Annotated in this window: 9 protein-coding genes and 1 pseudogene; 8 read left to right on the plus strand and 2 right to left on the minus strand. The window is 71.8% G+C overall.

Going from position 1 to position 14,574, the window contains the following annotated elements:
* Positions 1 to 76: 76 nt before the first annotated feature.
* Positions 77 to 1,569: pseudogene (locus AC3ERT_RS04025) on the minus strand (carboxylesterase/lipase family protein).
* Positions 1,570 to 1,803: 234 nt separating this feature from the next.
* Positions 1,804 to 2,784 carry an MBL fold metallo-hydrolase gene (locus AC3ERT_RS04030; RefSeq protein WP_335981766.1) on the minus strand — a complete coding sequence of 327 codons (981 nt, stop codon included), beginning with the start codon at positions 2,782 to 2,784 and terminating at the stop codon, positions 1,804 to 1,806.
* Between the two features lie 194 nt (positions 2,785 to 2,978).
* Here AC3ERT_RS04030 and AC3ERT_RS04035 point away from each other — a divergent pair, with 194 nt between their 5' ends.
* The 8 genes from AC3ERT_RS04035 (at position 2,979) to AC3ERT_RS04070 (ending at position 14,573) form a co-directional block, all read left to right on the plus strand.
* On the plus strand, positions 2,979 to 5,807 hold the full coding sequence (locus AC3ERT_RS04035; protein ID WP_435172701.1) for a helix-turn-helix transcriptional regulator: 2,829 nt from the start codon (positions 2,979 to 2,981) through the stop codon (positions 5,805 to 5,807).
* A 321-nt stretch (positions 5,808 to 6,128) separates the two neighbouring features.
* Positions 6,129 to 7,331, plus strand: a complete 1,203-nt coding sequence (locus AC3ERT_RS04040; RefSeq protein WP_435124881.1) for a M20 family metallopeptidase — start codon at positions 6,129 to 6,131, stop codon at positions 7,329 to 7,331.
* 154 nt (positions 7,332 to 7,485) lie between these two features.
* Positions 7,486 to 8,514, plus strand: a complete 1,029-nt coding sequence (locus tag AC3ERT_RS04045; RefSeq protein ID WP_435124879.1) for a BMP family lipoprotein — start codon at positions 7,486 to 7,488, stop codon at positions 8,512 to 8,514.
* 274 nt (positions 8,515 to 8,788) lie between these two features.
* Positions 8,789 to 10,405, plus strand: a complete 1,617-nt coding sequence (locus AC3ERT_RS04050) for an ABC transporter ATP-binding protein (RefSeq protein ID WP_435125570.1) — start codon at positions 8,789 to 8,791, stop codon at positions 10,403 to 10,405.
* Complete coding sequence (locus tag AC3ERT_RS04055) at positions 10,402 to 11,514, plus strand: ABC transporter permease (RefSeq protein ID WP_335981759.1); 1,113 nt, start codon at positions 10,402 to 10,404, stop codon at positions 11,512 to 11,514. The genes AC3ERT_RS04050 and AC3ERT_RS04055 overlap by 4 nt, the downstream gene beginning before the upstream one ends.
* Positions 11,511 to 12,794, plus strand: coding sequence for an ABC transporter permease (locus AC3ERT_RS04060; protein ID WP_435124873.1), 1,284 nt, complete (start codon positions 11,511 to 11,513; stop codon positions 12,792 to 12,794). The genes AC3ERT_RS04055 and AC3ERT_RS04060 overlap by 4 nt, the downstream gene beginning before the upstream one ends.
* Positions 12,791 to 13,276 (plus strand): cytidine deaminase, encoded by a 486-nt coding sequence (locus AC3ERT_RS04065; RefSeq protein WP_335981756.1) that lies wholly within the window; start codon positions 12,791 to 12,793, stop codon positions 13,274 to 13,276. The genes AC3ERT_RS04060 and AC3ERT_RS04065 overlap by 4 nt, the downstream gene beginning before the upstream one ends.
* A 13-nt stretch (positions 13,277 to 13,289) precedes the next feature.
* The gene (locus AC3ERT_RS04070; protein WP_435172702.1) at positions 13,290 to 14,573 is read left to right on the plus strand and encodes a thymidine phosphorylase; all 1,284 of its coding nucleotides are present in this window, start codon (positions 13,290 to 13,292) and stop codon (positions 14,571 to 14,573) included.
* The last annotated feature ends 1 nt before the right edge of the window (position 14,574 follow it).

Here is a 14,574-nt window from a genome sequence, read left to right on the forward strand (position 1 = left end):
ACCCGCCGCCCGGCCCGGCCCCGAACCCCTACGCCAAGCCCACTGAACTGCTCAAACGCGCTCTGGGGCACACACATCAGCTCCACGCCTGTCGTTCGCGGCCGTGGGGTCGTCGACTCGGGTCCACTCGGCATCGATGCGCATCGTGGCCCTGCGCTCGGTGTCGTAGGGGTCCCAGCCGGGGCCACCGGTCCTGGCGAACCGGACCCACGTTCGGTGTACGTCTGCCGCGAGATCCGCCGGGGGCCGGTCCGGGCCGAGGAGGGCGGCGGGGCCGTGCAGTCGGGGCAGGTGCGTGAGATCGAAGACGAAGGGCAACTCGACCGCGTGCGTGGCGCCGAACTCTCCGTCCAGGGCGTGCGAGCGCCAGGCGAACTCGTAGGCGAAGGTGGCGGACCCGGCCCGACCAGCATGGGCATCGGCCAGGGCCCGGCTGCCCACGCCGAACAAGGCGTCGCCCATGATGGCTGAGCGCAGCTCGCCGTAGGACGCGTCGGGACGCGTCGTGCGGTACGTCTCGATGAGCCGGGCCGGGTTCGGGTGCGAGCGCGCCGCCGTCTCCTCCAGATCCTTGGCGGTCGAGGAGGAGAACCTGTCCACGGGGACCAGGTAGAGGCGGCCTTCTTCGGCGTTGGTCCCGACGAGCAGGTCGACGTCGGACGATTGTCCGGCAGCGACGGATACGGCGGGCTGGGTGTCCAGGACCAGACCGAAGGGCGTGAGGCCGATCATCGGGTCGCGGTGGGTGGCGGTTTCCAATGCGATCCCGGCGAGCTTGGCGGCGGCGGCCACCAGACGCTCGTCCGGGATCTCCGCGAAGGCGTCCACGTGCGGCTTGATGCCGAGGGCCTCGGCGGCAGCGGCGGTGACGCGGGCGGCCTGTTCGGTGGTGAAGGCTCCCAGGCCGCTGCCGCTCTGCACGATCGCCCTGCGGAAGAGCCCTGCCGCCTCGGGGGCGGCGAGGACGCCGCCGACCATGGTCGCCCCGGCTGACTGGCCGAAGAGCGTGACGTTGTCCGGAGCACCGCCGAACGCGGCGATGTTCTCGTTCACCCAGTGCAGCGCGGCGACGACGTCCAGCAGGCCGCGGTTGGCGGGCGCCTCGGGCAGGTCGAGGAAACCGGCGATGCCGAGCCGGTAGTTGAGTGTGACAAGCACGACGCCGTCGCGGGCGAAGGCGCTTCCGTCGTACAAGGCGGACCGTGTCGAGCCGGCGACGAAGCCGCCACCGTGGACGAACACCATCACGGGAAGGCCGCCGTGCATGACAGCGGGCGTCCAGACGTTGACGGTGAGGTAGTCCTCGCCGCGGCTCCAACCGGTTCCGAAGTACGGGGACATGTCGATGCTGCCGAGCTTGCGCTCGGACTGCGGTGCGTTGGGGCCCGGCATGCGGGCGTCCCGCACGCCGTTCCACGACGTGTGCGGCTCGGGCGGTGCGAACCTGCCGCCGCCGTGGGGAGGAGCGGCGTAGGGGATGTTCAGGAATGCGGCGATGCCGTCGTGTAGGTGCAGACCGCGGATGGCCCCCTGTGTTGTGGTGACGACGGGATCGGGGCGGTGGCTCATCTCTCGTGTCCTTCTGCGGGCTTGGCCCTGCGGGTGTGCGGGCGAAGGGAGCCCCAGCGGACGATGGGCACGGGCACCGAGCCGAGGACCGTGTAGGCGAACGCGGTTCCGGGCTCGGCCTTCTGCACCTGTGATCGGCTGGCCCATTGGTTGCCGTCCCGCTGGTTGCGGCCCTGGAACCAGGCGCCTTCCCACAGCCCCGCGCCGTCGTCGTACGCAGGTCGGGCGTCGTGGTCAGGTCCGGGAGAAGGGCGCCCAGTTGGTGAGTTCGAAGCCGGAACCGCGCCGACGCAGTTCGAAGGCGCCGTGGCCTGGCAGGTGGGCCGGCAGAACGAGGGCGTTGTTGTCGGCGGCGTGGGCGAACATCCGCGCTCGGCTCGCGCGGGCGCCGTCCTCGTCCTCCTCGAAGCAGCTGTTGATGTGGGGCTCGTGCACCTGGATCGCGCCGTGCAGCAGGTCACCGGCGAAGACGGCGCGGTCTCCCGCGGACTCCAGGTGGATGATCGACGCGCCGGGGGTGTGCCCGGGGGCCAGCTCGAGGCGGAGGTTGGCGTCGATGGTGTACGACTCGTCCCAGACCTCTACCAGGCCGGCCTCGACGACCGGGTCGATGCTGTCCTCGTAGACGTTCTGGTTGCCCCGCCCGAACACCGTGTTGTGCAGGTTCTCGGGCTTCCAGTACTCGAAGTCGCGCTGCGGCATGAGGTAGGTGGCGTTCGGGAAGGTGGGCACCCAGTCCCTGCCCTCCAAGCGGGTGTTCCAGCCGACGTGGTCATCATGGAGATGGGTGTTGACGACGATGTCGACGTCCTCGGGCCGGATGCCGACCGCGGCGAGATTGGCCAGGTAGTCGGTGCGCAGATAGGACCAGATCGGCTGCAGTGGCCGGTACTTGTCGTTGCCGGCGCCCGTGTCGATGAGGATGATCCTGCCCTCGCTGCGCAGCACCCAGGACTGGGTGGCGGCGCGGGTGAGGTCGGTGGCCGGGTCCCAGTGGTGGGGCGCCAGCAGTTCGGTGTGGAGCTTCCACTCCTCGGGCTCGCTGTTGGGGAAGAAGACGTCCGTCGTCATCGGTGTCGTGTCGGAGAACTCGATGACGCGGTGGATCTGCACATCACCGAGCTCGATGGTGCTGACCGTCGGTTCGAGGGCGCCGTTCGCAGCGGCACCCTGCCCGTTCGCGGTGGCGGAGGGGGCGGGAGAGGTGAGGGACATGGCTTTCTCCTACGTCTGTTCGGACGGGTCCCAGCCTGGGACGGGCACCGGTGCCGGCGGTATCGCACACCTGACTGCACCTGCGCCCGCAGCCCCCGTCGCGGTGGAAAACGCCTGGTAACGTCGATGGAGCAGGCCGGACGCCATCCACCGGGCCACGGCCCCGCACCGCGCCCGCGACGTCTGGAGATCTGGTGGATGAGCACGCCACGGGAGCCACCGAACAGGACGACGCGCCCCACACGGAGTCCTCGGCCGTCAGGCAGGCGGAGCAGGACGAAATCCTCGCCGTTGTGGACGCGGCGCGCGGCACGGGCGGGGTACTGGTCATCATCGGGGCGCCCGGAGCGGGCAAGACCACCCTGGTCACTCGGGCCGCCGGGCGATTCGGGGCGTCAGGCGGGCGGGTGCTGCGCGCCGCCGGCGTCCCGTCCGAGGCCGACCTGGCGTTCTCCGCCCTGCATCAGTTGCTGCGGCCGGTCCGCGAGGGCATCGACGGGCTGCCCCCCAGACAGCGCGACGCGCTGCGCACCGCGTTCGGACTGGGCGAGCGGAACGAGGCGCCTGACCCGATGCTCATCGGCATGGGCGTGCTCACCCTGCTGTCGGATCTCGCCGCCGACCACCCGGTACTGCTGGTGATGGACGACGCCCAGTGGACCGACGGCGCCTCGCTCGACGCCCTCTCCTTCGCTGCCCGGCGCCTGGCCGACGAGCCCGTGACGATGGTGCTGGCCACCCACGACGGTGTCCTGCCAGAACTCGTGCCGTGGCAGCAGGCCATCGACCTGCCTCCCCTGGACCGGGACGCGGCGCGGCTGCTGCTCGCCGGGCTGCCGGAGGAGACCGATCCGGCCACCCGCGAGCGGATCCTCGATCAAGGGGAGGGCAACCCGCTGGCGCTGGTGGAGCTTACGCGCGCCGCCGCGGAGCGCCCGTACCCTCTGAGCGACGCCGACGGCCCCCTGCCGGTCACCGACCGGCTGGAGCTCGTCTACGCGAAACGGCTGGCGGCCCTGCCCGACGCGACAAGGCGCGCGATCGTACGCCTGGCAACGGCGGACGCCGACGATCCGCCGCAGCCACTGCTGTCGTGGCTCCCGGGCAGCGGAGATCCGGTGTGGGCCCCCGCCGAGAAGGCCGGGCTCGTGCGCCGGTCCGGGGGACGGCTGGTCGCGGCCCACGCACTGGTGCGCCTCGCCGTCCACCAGGCCGCCCCCGCCGACGAGCGCCGCACCGCCCACCTGGAACTGGCCGGGCTGTACCGCGAGCGCGACCCCGACCGATACGCCTGGCACCTCGCAGCCGCCACGACCGGGCCGAGCGCGCGGGTGGCCACCGAGCTCGAGAACAGCGCCGACCGCGCGCGGCGCCGCAGCGGATACTCCGCCGCCACGCACCTGCTGGAGCGCGCCGCGCAACTGCACCCCGTCCAGGCCGAGCGCGCCCGGTTGCTCGTCACCGCCGCCCGTACGGCGGTCCTGACCGGCAAGCTGAGCACCGTCGAACGACTGGCTGCGCGGACCCGCGCCGACACGGACGACCCGACGGCCGCGGCGCTCGCCGCCGTGCAGGTCGGACGACTCATGGCCATGACCACCTCGCACAGCGCCGCGTTCGGGCAGCTCATACGCCCGGCCCGGATGCTCCTGGACACCGCCCCCGCCGCCGCTGTGGAGGCCGTGGCCGCGGCATCCGTAGTCGGTTTCTACTCGTCCGACCCGAGCCAACTGCGGGAAATCGAAGGGTTGTTGACGCACGCCGACGCCTCCGTCGCATCGGCGTCCACGCAGCCCGATGGCCTCACGCTCCCCGATCAGGGGACCTTGCTCGCCGATTGGGCCAGGACCGTCGCGCGTCCCGAGGCCGCCGAACCCGGTCTCCCGTCGCGGCTGCCCACCCTGGTCAAGGCCGTGAGCGATCAGCCTGACCTTCTCACCCTGCTGGCCATCGCCGCGTGGCTGATCGACGAGACGGACCTGGCCGCAGGAACCTTCGACACCGCATTCGCGTCCTGGGCCTCCAAGGGACCGGTCCCCAACGGCCTGAGCGGTACTGCCGCCCTCGCCTACCTCGACCAAGGCCGCTGGGCCCGCGCGCAGACGGCCTGCGCCGAACTCGCGGCCGTCGCGTCCGCCGCGGGCCTGGACCACGCCGCCGCATGCTCCGCGGCCACCGACGCCATGGTGCGCGCGCTGCGTGGCGACCTGGCCGGAGCCCGCGACCAGGCCCGGTACGCCCTGGAACTCGTCGACCCCGCGGAGAGCCGTGGGATCATGGTTCTCGCCCACCGTGCACTGGGCACCGCCGCCACCGCGGAAGGCGACCACGAGACGGCGTACCAGCACTACCGCGCCCTTTTCGACGGCCACGGCCATCCCACCCACTACCACCTCTCCTACCCGGCCCTGCCCCAACTCGCGTCGGCCGCGGCCCGCTGCGGCAGGAACGACGAGGCCACCCTCGCCGTGGACGCAGCCGAGCGCTCTTTGAAGAGCGCGGGCAATCTCGCGCCGCGCAGGGCGGTCCTGGTCCAGCTGAGCCGGGCCATCCTCTCCACGCCCGACGAGGCCGAGCCGTACTTCACCCGGGCACTGACGGACCCGGTGCTCGGCCGCAGGCCAATGGAGCGGGCTCAGGCGCTGCTCGCGCACGGGGAGTGGCTGCGCCGGCGGCGCCGTATCGCAGAGGCGCGCCCGTCGCTGGCCGAGGCCGAAGCGACCTTCCGGCGGCTGGGGGCCCGGCCCTGGACGGCGCGCGCGCAGGCTGAACTACGGGCAGCGGGAGCACAGACGAGCACAACCGAGCCGAACGCCTTCACCGCGCTCACGCCCCAGCAGCAGCAGATCGTGCGGCTGGCGGCAACCGGCCTGACCAACCGTGAGGTTGCGGAGAAGCTGTTCCTGTCCCCCCGAACGGTCGGCTCGCACCTCTACCGCGCCTTCCCCAAGTTGGGCATCACGGCCCGCTCCCAGTTGAGGGATGTCGTCGACGCGATCGAGGCCGACATCGCAGCGGGTTGATCAGCGACGCACCAAGCGCGGCCGGCTCCATCCCGGACACAGCGCGCCGGAGACGCCGCCTCCCCACCGGCTGGGCCCTGGCCCCTGCACCGTCGACGAGTAGGTGCCGGCCCGCGCGGGGAGCGCGTTGGCTCGCTTCTGGGACGGGGGTGCGGGAGTATGGAAGTGTTGGTGGCCTAGCCCCAAAAGGGAGGGCATACCCCAGAGGATGACCAGGTATGCGCCGATCGGGCGATTCTTTCTCCTCCCCGTGAGCACAACAGGACATCGTTTTTCTGATCACCCGATGAGGAGCAGGTCGTGGGGCATACCGTGACTTGGGTGAATGACTCACCCTCAGCGCCGTCCGGCGCGCCGGAAGACGCCGCAGTGAGCGACGAGCTGCGCGCCGAACTGATCGCTTTCCGTCGCGACCTGCACCGCCACCCCGAGGTCAGCCGGCAGGAGTTCCGCACCACCGAACAGGTCAGGGCCCGCCTGGCGCAGGCCGGGCTGGAGCCGCGCGTGCTGCCGTCCGGCACCGGCCTGGTCTGCGACATCGGCTCGGCCGACGACGGGCGGGGCCGGCTCGCGCTGCGCGCCGACCTCGACGCGCTGCCGGTGCCGGACCGCAAGGACGTCCCGTACCGCTCGACCGTGGAGGGCCAGGCCCACGCCTGCGGCCATGACGCGCACACCACGGTGGTGCTCGGCGCGGGGCTGGTACTCGCCGAGCTGGACCGGCTCGGCCGGCTGCCGCGCCCGGTGCGGCTGCTGTTCCAGCCGGCCGAGGAGGTGATGCCGGGCGGCGCGCTGGACGCGATCAAGGCGGACGTGCTCGACGGTGTCGAGCGCATCCTCGCGCTGCACTGCGACCCGAAGGTGGAGGTCGGCCGGATCGGCCTGCGGGTCGGCCCGATCACCTCGGCCGCGGACCGGCTGAAGCTGGTGCTGGACGGCCCCGGCGGCCACAGCGCGCGGCCGCACCTGACCACGGACCTGGTGATGGCCGCGGCGAAGCTCGCCGCCGAGGTGCCGGCCGCGCTGTCCCGCCGGGTGGACCCGCGCGCGGGGCTGAGCATCGTGTGGGGCCGGATGGAGGCCGGGCACGCGGCGAACGTCATCCCGCAGCACGCCGAACTCGAGGGCACCGTCCGCTGCCTGGAGCTGGGCGCCTGGCACGACGCCCCGGACCTGGTGCACGAGGTGGTCGACCAGATCGCCGCGATGTACCGGGCCAAGTGCGAGATCGCCTACCAGCGCGGGGTGCCGCCGGTGGTCAACGAGGCGGAGTCGGTGGAACTGCTGCGCGAGGCGATGACGCGCCGGTTCGGCGCGCACACCGTGGAGGACACCGAACAGAGCCTCGGCGGCGAGGACTTCTCCTGGTACCTGGAGCAGGTGCCGGGCGCGCTGGCGCGGCTGGGGGTGCGGCCGGTCGGCGACCGCACCGCACGCGATCTGCACCAGGGCGACTTCGACATCGACGAGGGCGCGATCGCGGTCGGCGTGGAGCTCTTCACCGCCGCTGCGCTGCTGTCCTGACTGGGGGTGAAGCCCCGGCTACCGGGGCTTCACCAGGTCGAAATGCGTCGATCCGATAACGGGTCTTCATGCGGTCTTTACCTGTCATCTACGCGCGTTAAGCTCCGGCTTAGCCAGCGCCGGACGGGGCGCTTTCGAACTGAAGGGGACCCTCTTGCGCCGGGTATCCAAGATCGCTGCCGCGGGTGTCGCCTCCGCGGCCCTCGCGCTGACCGCGACCGCGTGCGGCAGCAGCTCCACCGACAGCGGTGGCAAGGACAAGGGCGTCGGTATGGCGTACGACGTCGGCGGTCGTGGCGACCACTCCTTCAACGACTCCGCGGCCCGCGGCATGGACAAGGCCACGAAGGAGTTCAAGCTCGGCGAGAAGGAGCAGACCGCCAGCCAGGACGAGACCGAGTCCGACCGCGAGGAGCGGCTGGACCAGCTTGCCGGAGCAGGCTACAACCCGGTGATCGCGGTGGGCTACACCTACGGTGACGCGGTCAAGGCGATAGCCAAGAAGTACCCCAAGACCACCTTCGCCATCGTCGACTCCGTGGTGGACGCGAGCAACGTCGACAGCATGACCTTCGCCACCGAGCAGAGCTCGTACCTGGCGGGCGTCGCCGCCGCGCTGAAGACCAAGACCGGCAAGGTCGGCTTCATCGGCGGTGTGCACAACACGCTGATCGGCACCTTCCAGGCCGGCTTCGACCAGGGCGTCAAGGCCACCAAGCCCTCCGTCCAGATCACCGACCAGTACCTGTACGAGACCGACTCCAAGGGCTTCGCCGACCCGGCCGCCGCCACCGGCAAGGCCAAGGGCATGCTCGACAAGGGCGTCGACGTCATCTACACCGCGGCGGGCCTGTCCGGCGACGGCTCGATCCAGACGGTCGCCGGCAAGGCGGGCGCCTGGGCGATCGGTGTCGACTCCGACCAGTACCAGGACCCGGCGCTGGCGAAGTACAACAAGCAGATCCTCACCTCGGCGGTGAAGAACGTCGACGTGGCCGTCTACGACCTGATCAAGTCGGTGCATGACGGCAAGCCGAAGACCGGCACCAACACGTACGACCTGGCCAACGGCGGTGTCTCGCTGGCGACTTCGGGCGGCTTCATCAGCGACATCCAGTCGCAGCTCGACGCGGCCAAGCAGAAGATCATCTCGGGGGCGATCAAGGTCAAGTCCACTCCGTGACCCGCACCGGGTGAACCGGTAGCGCACGGCGGGACCGCACGACCGCACCACGGAGGCTCGGCAGGGGGGCTGCTCCGGCACCCCCTTCGCCGGGCCTTCCCCGTGCCGCGGCCCGCGGGACCGGGTGGATTTGCGCGCCTGTGTCCGCACCGGGGCGCCCACTGCCGGGTCCCGCACGGTGAATCGGCACCGCAACGCGCGTAGATTCACCTTCGCGCGATACCTTCACCCCCACGTTCCGCCCGCCCGAGCCTTTCCCCGAGGGGAGTGCGCCATCAACGCGTCCACGAGTCCACCCGCGCCGACCCCGCCGCAACCGCCGCAACCCGGCAGCGCGGCAGCGGTCGAACTGCGCGGCATCACCAAGCGCTTCCCCGGGGTCGTCGCCAACCACGACATCGACATCACCGTGCGGCGCGGCACCGTGCACGCCCTCGTGGGCGAGAACGGCGCCGGCAAGTCGACTCTGATGAAGATCCTCTACGGCATGCAGAAGCCGGACGAGGGCACCATCGCGATCGACGGCGAGCAGGTCTCCTTCGGCGACCCGGGCGACGCGATCGCCCGCGGCATCGGCATGGTGCACCAGCACTTCATGCTCGCCGACAACCTGACCGTGCTGGAGAACATCGTGCTGGGCAGCGAGAAGCTGCACGGCATCGGCGGCCGGGCCCGGGCGAAGATCGTCGAGATATCCGACGCGTACGGCCTCGGGGTGCGGCCCGACGTCCTCGTGGAGGACCTGGGCGTGGCCGACCGCCAGCGGGTGGAGATCCTCAAGGTCCTCTACCGCGGCGCCCGCATCCTCATCCTCGACGAGCCCACCGCGGTCCTGGTGCCGCAGGAGGTCGACGCGCTCTTCGAGAACCTGCGCGGGCTGAAGTCCCAGGGCCTGACGGTCATCTTCATCTCGCACAAGCTCGGCGAGGTGCTCTCGGTCGCCGACGACATCACCGTCATCCGGCGCGGCACCACCGTGGGCAGCGCGGACCCCGCGCACACCACCGCCAAGCAGCTCGCCGAGCTGATGGTCGGCAGCGAACTCCCGTCGCCGGAGACCCGCGAGTCCACCGTCACCGACGAGCCGATGCTCACCGTCACCGGGCTGCGGCTGGCCGCGGTGGACCCGGAGGGCGTCGAGCGGATCGTGCTGGACGACGTGTCCTTCACCATCCACAAGGGCGAGGTCCTCGGCATCGCGGGCGTGGAGGGCAACGGCCAGGCCGAACTGGTCGAGGCGATCATCGGCACCCGCCCGCCGGACAGCGGCTCGCTGAGCCTGGACGGCCGGGACATCACCGCCGACCCCACCCGGCGCCGCCGCGAGGACGGCATCGGCTACATCCCCGAGGACCGGCACCGGCACGCCCTGCTGCTGGAGGCGCCGCTGTGGGAGAACCGCATCCTCGGCCACGTCACCGAGCAGCCCAACAGCCGCGGCTTCCTGATCGACCCGGCCGCCGCCCGCCGCGACACCGAGCGGATCGTCCGCGAGTACGACGTGCGCACCCCCGGCATCGAGGTCACCGCCGCGTCGCTGTCCGGCGGCAACCAGCAGAAGCTGATCGTCGGCCGCGAGATGAGCCACCTGCCGAAGCTGCTGATCGCCGCGCACCCGACCCGGGGCGTGGACGTCGGCGCGCAGGCGCAGATCTGGGACCAGATCCGGGCCGCGCGCCGCGAGGGCCTGGCGGTGCTGCTGATCTCCGCGGACCTGGACGAGCTGATCGGCCTGTCCGACACGCTGCGGGTGATGTTCCGGGGCGGGCTGGTCGCGGACGCCGACCCGTCGACGATCACCCCGGAGCAGCTGGGCTCGGCGATGACCGGCGCCGCGTCCGGGCACCTCGAACGGCAGATCGGCAAGCAGGCCGGGGGAGAGGACCGATGAGGAAGTTCGACAAGGACCGCGCCCTGCTGGGGATCGCGGCGCCGGTGCTGGCCGTGGTCAGCGCGCTGGTGGTCACCGCGCTGGTGCTGCTGGCCACCGGCAAGGAGCCGTTCCACGCGTTCAACGTGATGCTCACCTACGGCGGCAAGTCCGACAGCCAGGTCTACATCCTCAACAAGGCCACCACGTACTACCTGGCGGGCCTGGCCGTCGCGGTCGGCTTCCGGATGAACCTGTTCAACATCGGCGTGGACGGCCAGTACCGGCTCGCGGCGTTCTTCGCCGCCGTGGTCGGCGGCGCGCTGTCCATCCCGGGTGTCGTCGAGGTGCCCGTGATCATCCTGACCGCTATGGCGGTCGGCGCGGCATGGGCGGCGATCGCCGGGGTGCTGAAGGTGACCCGCGGGGTCAGCGAGGTCATCTCCACGATCATGCTGAACTCGATCGCGGGCATCGTGATCGGCTACTTCCTGCAAGGCGGCCGGCTCGGCGTGCTCGACAAGGACGCCAACATGGTGTCCACCAAGCCGATCCCGACCTCCAGCCACCTGTTCAGCTTCAAGACGTCCACCGACCCGGTCTTCGGCTTCATCGTCTTCGCGGTGCTGGCCGGCGTCGTCTACTGGTTCCTGCTCTCCCGTACCCGCTTCGGCTTCGACCTGCGCGCGGTCGGCCGCTCGGAGTCCGCGGCCGAGGCGAGCGGGGTCAGCGTCAAGCGGATGGTCATCACCAGCATGCTGATCTCCGGCGCCATGGCGGGCCTGGTCGGCATGCCGACGCTGCTCAACCAGTCCTACGACTACGGCACCGACTTCCCGACCGGGATCGGCTTCACCGGCATCGCGGTCGCGCTGCTGGGCCGGAACAACCCGATCGGCGTCGCGGTCGGCGCGCTGCTGTGGGCGTTCCTCGAACGCTCCTCGGCGGGCCTGGAGTTCCAGGGGTACGACAAGGAGATCGTCGGTGTGATCCAGGGCGTGATCGTGCTCGCCGTGGTCGTCGCCTACGAACTGGTGCGCCGCTACGGCCTCACCCGGCAGCAGCGCCAGGTCGGCGCGGAACTCGCCGCGGCCGGTCAGGGCACGGAGAAGAAGGAGGTCGCGGCATGAGCGCCACCACGACTCAGACGCCGCCGCCGAGCCTGGGTGCCGCGGCCAGGAAGGGCGGGCGGGTCAAGCTCACCCTCCCGGTGATCCTGCTGATCATCGCGGGCGCCCTGATCGCGGTCTCCGCGGTGCGGGCGATCACCGGCGCGGAGGACGTCACCTCCTCCGGGCAGGTCGCGGGCGCGCTGGCCAGCGCGGTGCCGATCGGCCTGGCGGGCCTGGCCGGCCTGTGGTCGGAGCGGGCCGGCGTGGTCAACATCGGCCTCGAGGGCATGATGATCCTCGGCACGTTCTTCGGCGCGTGGGCCGGCTGGCAGACCAACGCGTGGGTCGCGGTGCTGGCCGGGGTGCTCGGCGGCGCGCTGGGCGGCCTGGTGCACGCGATCGTCACCGTCACCTTCGGCGTGGACCACATCGTCGCCGGTGTGGCGATGAACATCCTGGCCGCGGGCGTCACCTCCTACCTCGCCAAGCGCTGGTTCAACGTCGGCGAGGCGGCCCGCAAGGGCGGCACCCCCAAGCAGTCGCCGCAGTTGGACAACGCGAAGCAGTTCACCGTGCCGGGCCTGTCGCACTGGCTGGACAGCGTGGAGAAGCACCACTGGTTCCTCGTCTCCGACCTGGCCGGGATGGTCGGCGGCCTGGTCACCGACATCTCCGCGATCACGCTGCTGGCGATCGTGCTGTTCGTGGCGACCTTCTTCATCCTGTGGCGCACCCCGTTCGGGCTGCGGCTGCGCTCCTGCGGCGAGAACCCGGTGGCGGCCGAGTCGCTGGGCGTCAACGTCTACACGTACAAGTACGCCGCGGTGATCATCTCCGGCGCGCTCGCCGGGCTCGGCGGGGTCTTCCTCGCCATGAGCACGCACTTCTACCTCGAAGGGCAGACCGGCGGCCGCGGCTACATCGGCCTGGCCGCGATGATCTTCGGCAACTGGCGGCCGGGCGGCCTGGCCATGGGCGCCGGGCTCTTCGGCTACGCCGACAGCCTCCAACTGCGCAACGGCGGCCCGTCCGTGCACGCCCTGCTGCTGCTGATCGCGGTGCTGCTGCTGGCGATGGCGGTGTGGAAGTTCTACCGCGGCGCGCGGATCGGCGCGGCCGTGGCGCTGGGCTTCGCGGTGCTGCTGGCAGTCTGGTACATGCTGACCGACTCGGTGCCCGACGAGATCGTGGAGGGCACGCCGTACGTCGTGACGCTGCTGGTGATGGGCCTGTCGGCGCAGCGGCTGCGGATGCCGAAGGCGGACGGCCTGCCGTACCGGAAGGGGCAGAGCGGATGACGGACGACACCGGGGGACCGGGCGGGCGGCAAGCCGGCGGCGGCACGGGGCCGCGGCCGGCGGCCGGCCCGGCCCCGGTGGCCGCGGCCGGGCCGGACGTGGACTGGCCGGGGCTGCGCGCCGCCGCCCGGGAGGCGATGACCCGGGCGTACGCGCCCTACTCGGGCTTCCCGGTCGGCGCGGCCGCCCTCACCGACGACGGCCGGACCGTGGTCGGCTGCAACGTGGAGAACGCCGCCTACGGGGTCGCGCTGTGCGCGGAGTGCGGGCTCGTCTCCGCGCTGCACGCCTCCGGCGGCGGCCGGCTGGTCGCGTTCGCCTGCTCCGACCTGCGCGGCAACCCGCTGATGCCGTGCGGCCGGTGCCGCCAGCTGCTGTGGGAGCACGGCGGCCCCGACCTGCTCGTCGACACCCCGCGCGGGGTGCGGCCGATGAGCGATGTGCTGCCCGACGCCTTCGGGCCCGAAGACCTCGACCGCTAGGAACCACCGTTTCATGGACGCCATTTCCGTCATCCGTGCCAAGCGCGACCGCGGCCGGCTCGGCGACGAGCAGATCGACTGGGTGATCGACGCCTACACCCGCGGCGAGGTCGCCGACGAGCAGATGTCGGCGCTGGCCATGGCGATCCTGCTCAACGGGATGGACCGGGCCGAGATCGCCCGCTGGACCGCCGCGATGATCGCCTCCGGCGAGCGGATGGACTTCTCCGGGCTGGCCCGGCCCACCGCCGACAAGCACTCCACCGGCGGGGTCGGCGACAAGATCACGCTGCCGCTCGCGCCGCTCGTCGCCGCCTGCGGCGCGGCCGTGCCGCAGCTGTCCGGGCGCGGCCTGGGCCACACCGGCGGCACCCTGGACAAGCTGGAGTCCATCCCCGGCTGGCGGGCCTCGCTCGGCAACGACGAGATGCTCGCGGTGCTCGCGGATGTCGGCGCGGTGATCTGCGCGGCCGGGGACGGCCTGGCCCCTGCCGACAAGAAGCTCTACGCGCTGCGGGACGTGACCGGCACGGTCGAGGCGATCCCGCTGATCGCCTCCTCGATCATGTCCAAGAAGATCGCCGAGGGCACCGGGGCGCTCGTCCTGGACGTCAAGGTCGGCTCCGGCGCCTTCATGAAGACCCTCGAGGACGCCCGGGAACTGGCGGCCACCATGGTCGGCCTGGGCACCGATCACGGCGTGCGCACCGTGGCGCTGCTCACCGACATGTCCACCCCGCTCGGGCTGACCGCGGGCAACGCCCTCGAAGTGCGCGAGTCCGTCGAGGTGCTGGCCGGCGGCGGCCCCGCCGACGTGGTCGAGCTGACCCTCGCGCTGGCCCGGGAGATGCTGGACGCCGCCGGGCTGCCCGGCGCCGACCCGGCGAAGGCGCTCGCCGACGGCTCCGCGATGGACGCCTGGCGCCGGATGATCCGGGCGCAGGGCGGCGACCCGGACGCGGCCCTGCCCGTCGCCCGCGAGCAGCACGTCCTGACCGCGCCCGCCTCCGGGGTGCTCACCGCGCTCGACGCCTACGACGTCGGGGTCGCCGCCTGGCGGCTCGGCGCCGGCCGCGCCCGCAAGGAGGACGCCGTCCAGGCGGGGGCCGGCGTGGAACTGCACGCCAAGCCCGGTGACCAGGTCACCGCGGGCGCCCCGCTGCTCACCCTGCACACCGACACCCCCGAGCGGTTCCAGGGCGCCCTGGAGGCGCTCGACGGCGCGTTCACGATCTCCCCGGCCGGCACCGCCTTCACGCCCGCGCCGGTGGTCCTGGACCGCGTCAGCCCCGCCTGAT

It is taken from the genome of Actinacidiphila sp. bgisy145 (genome assembly GCF_057708125.1).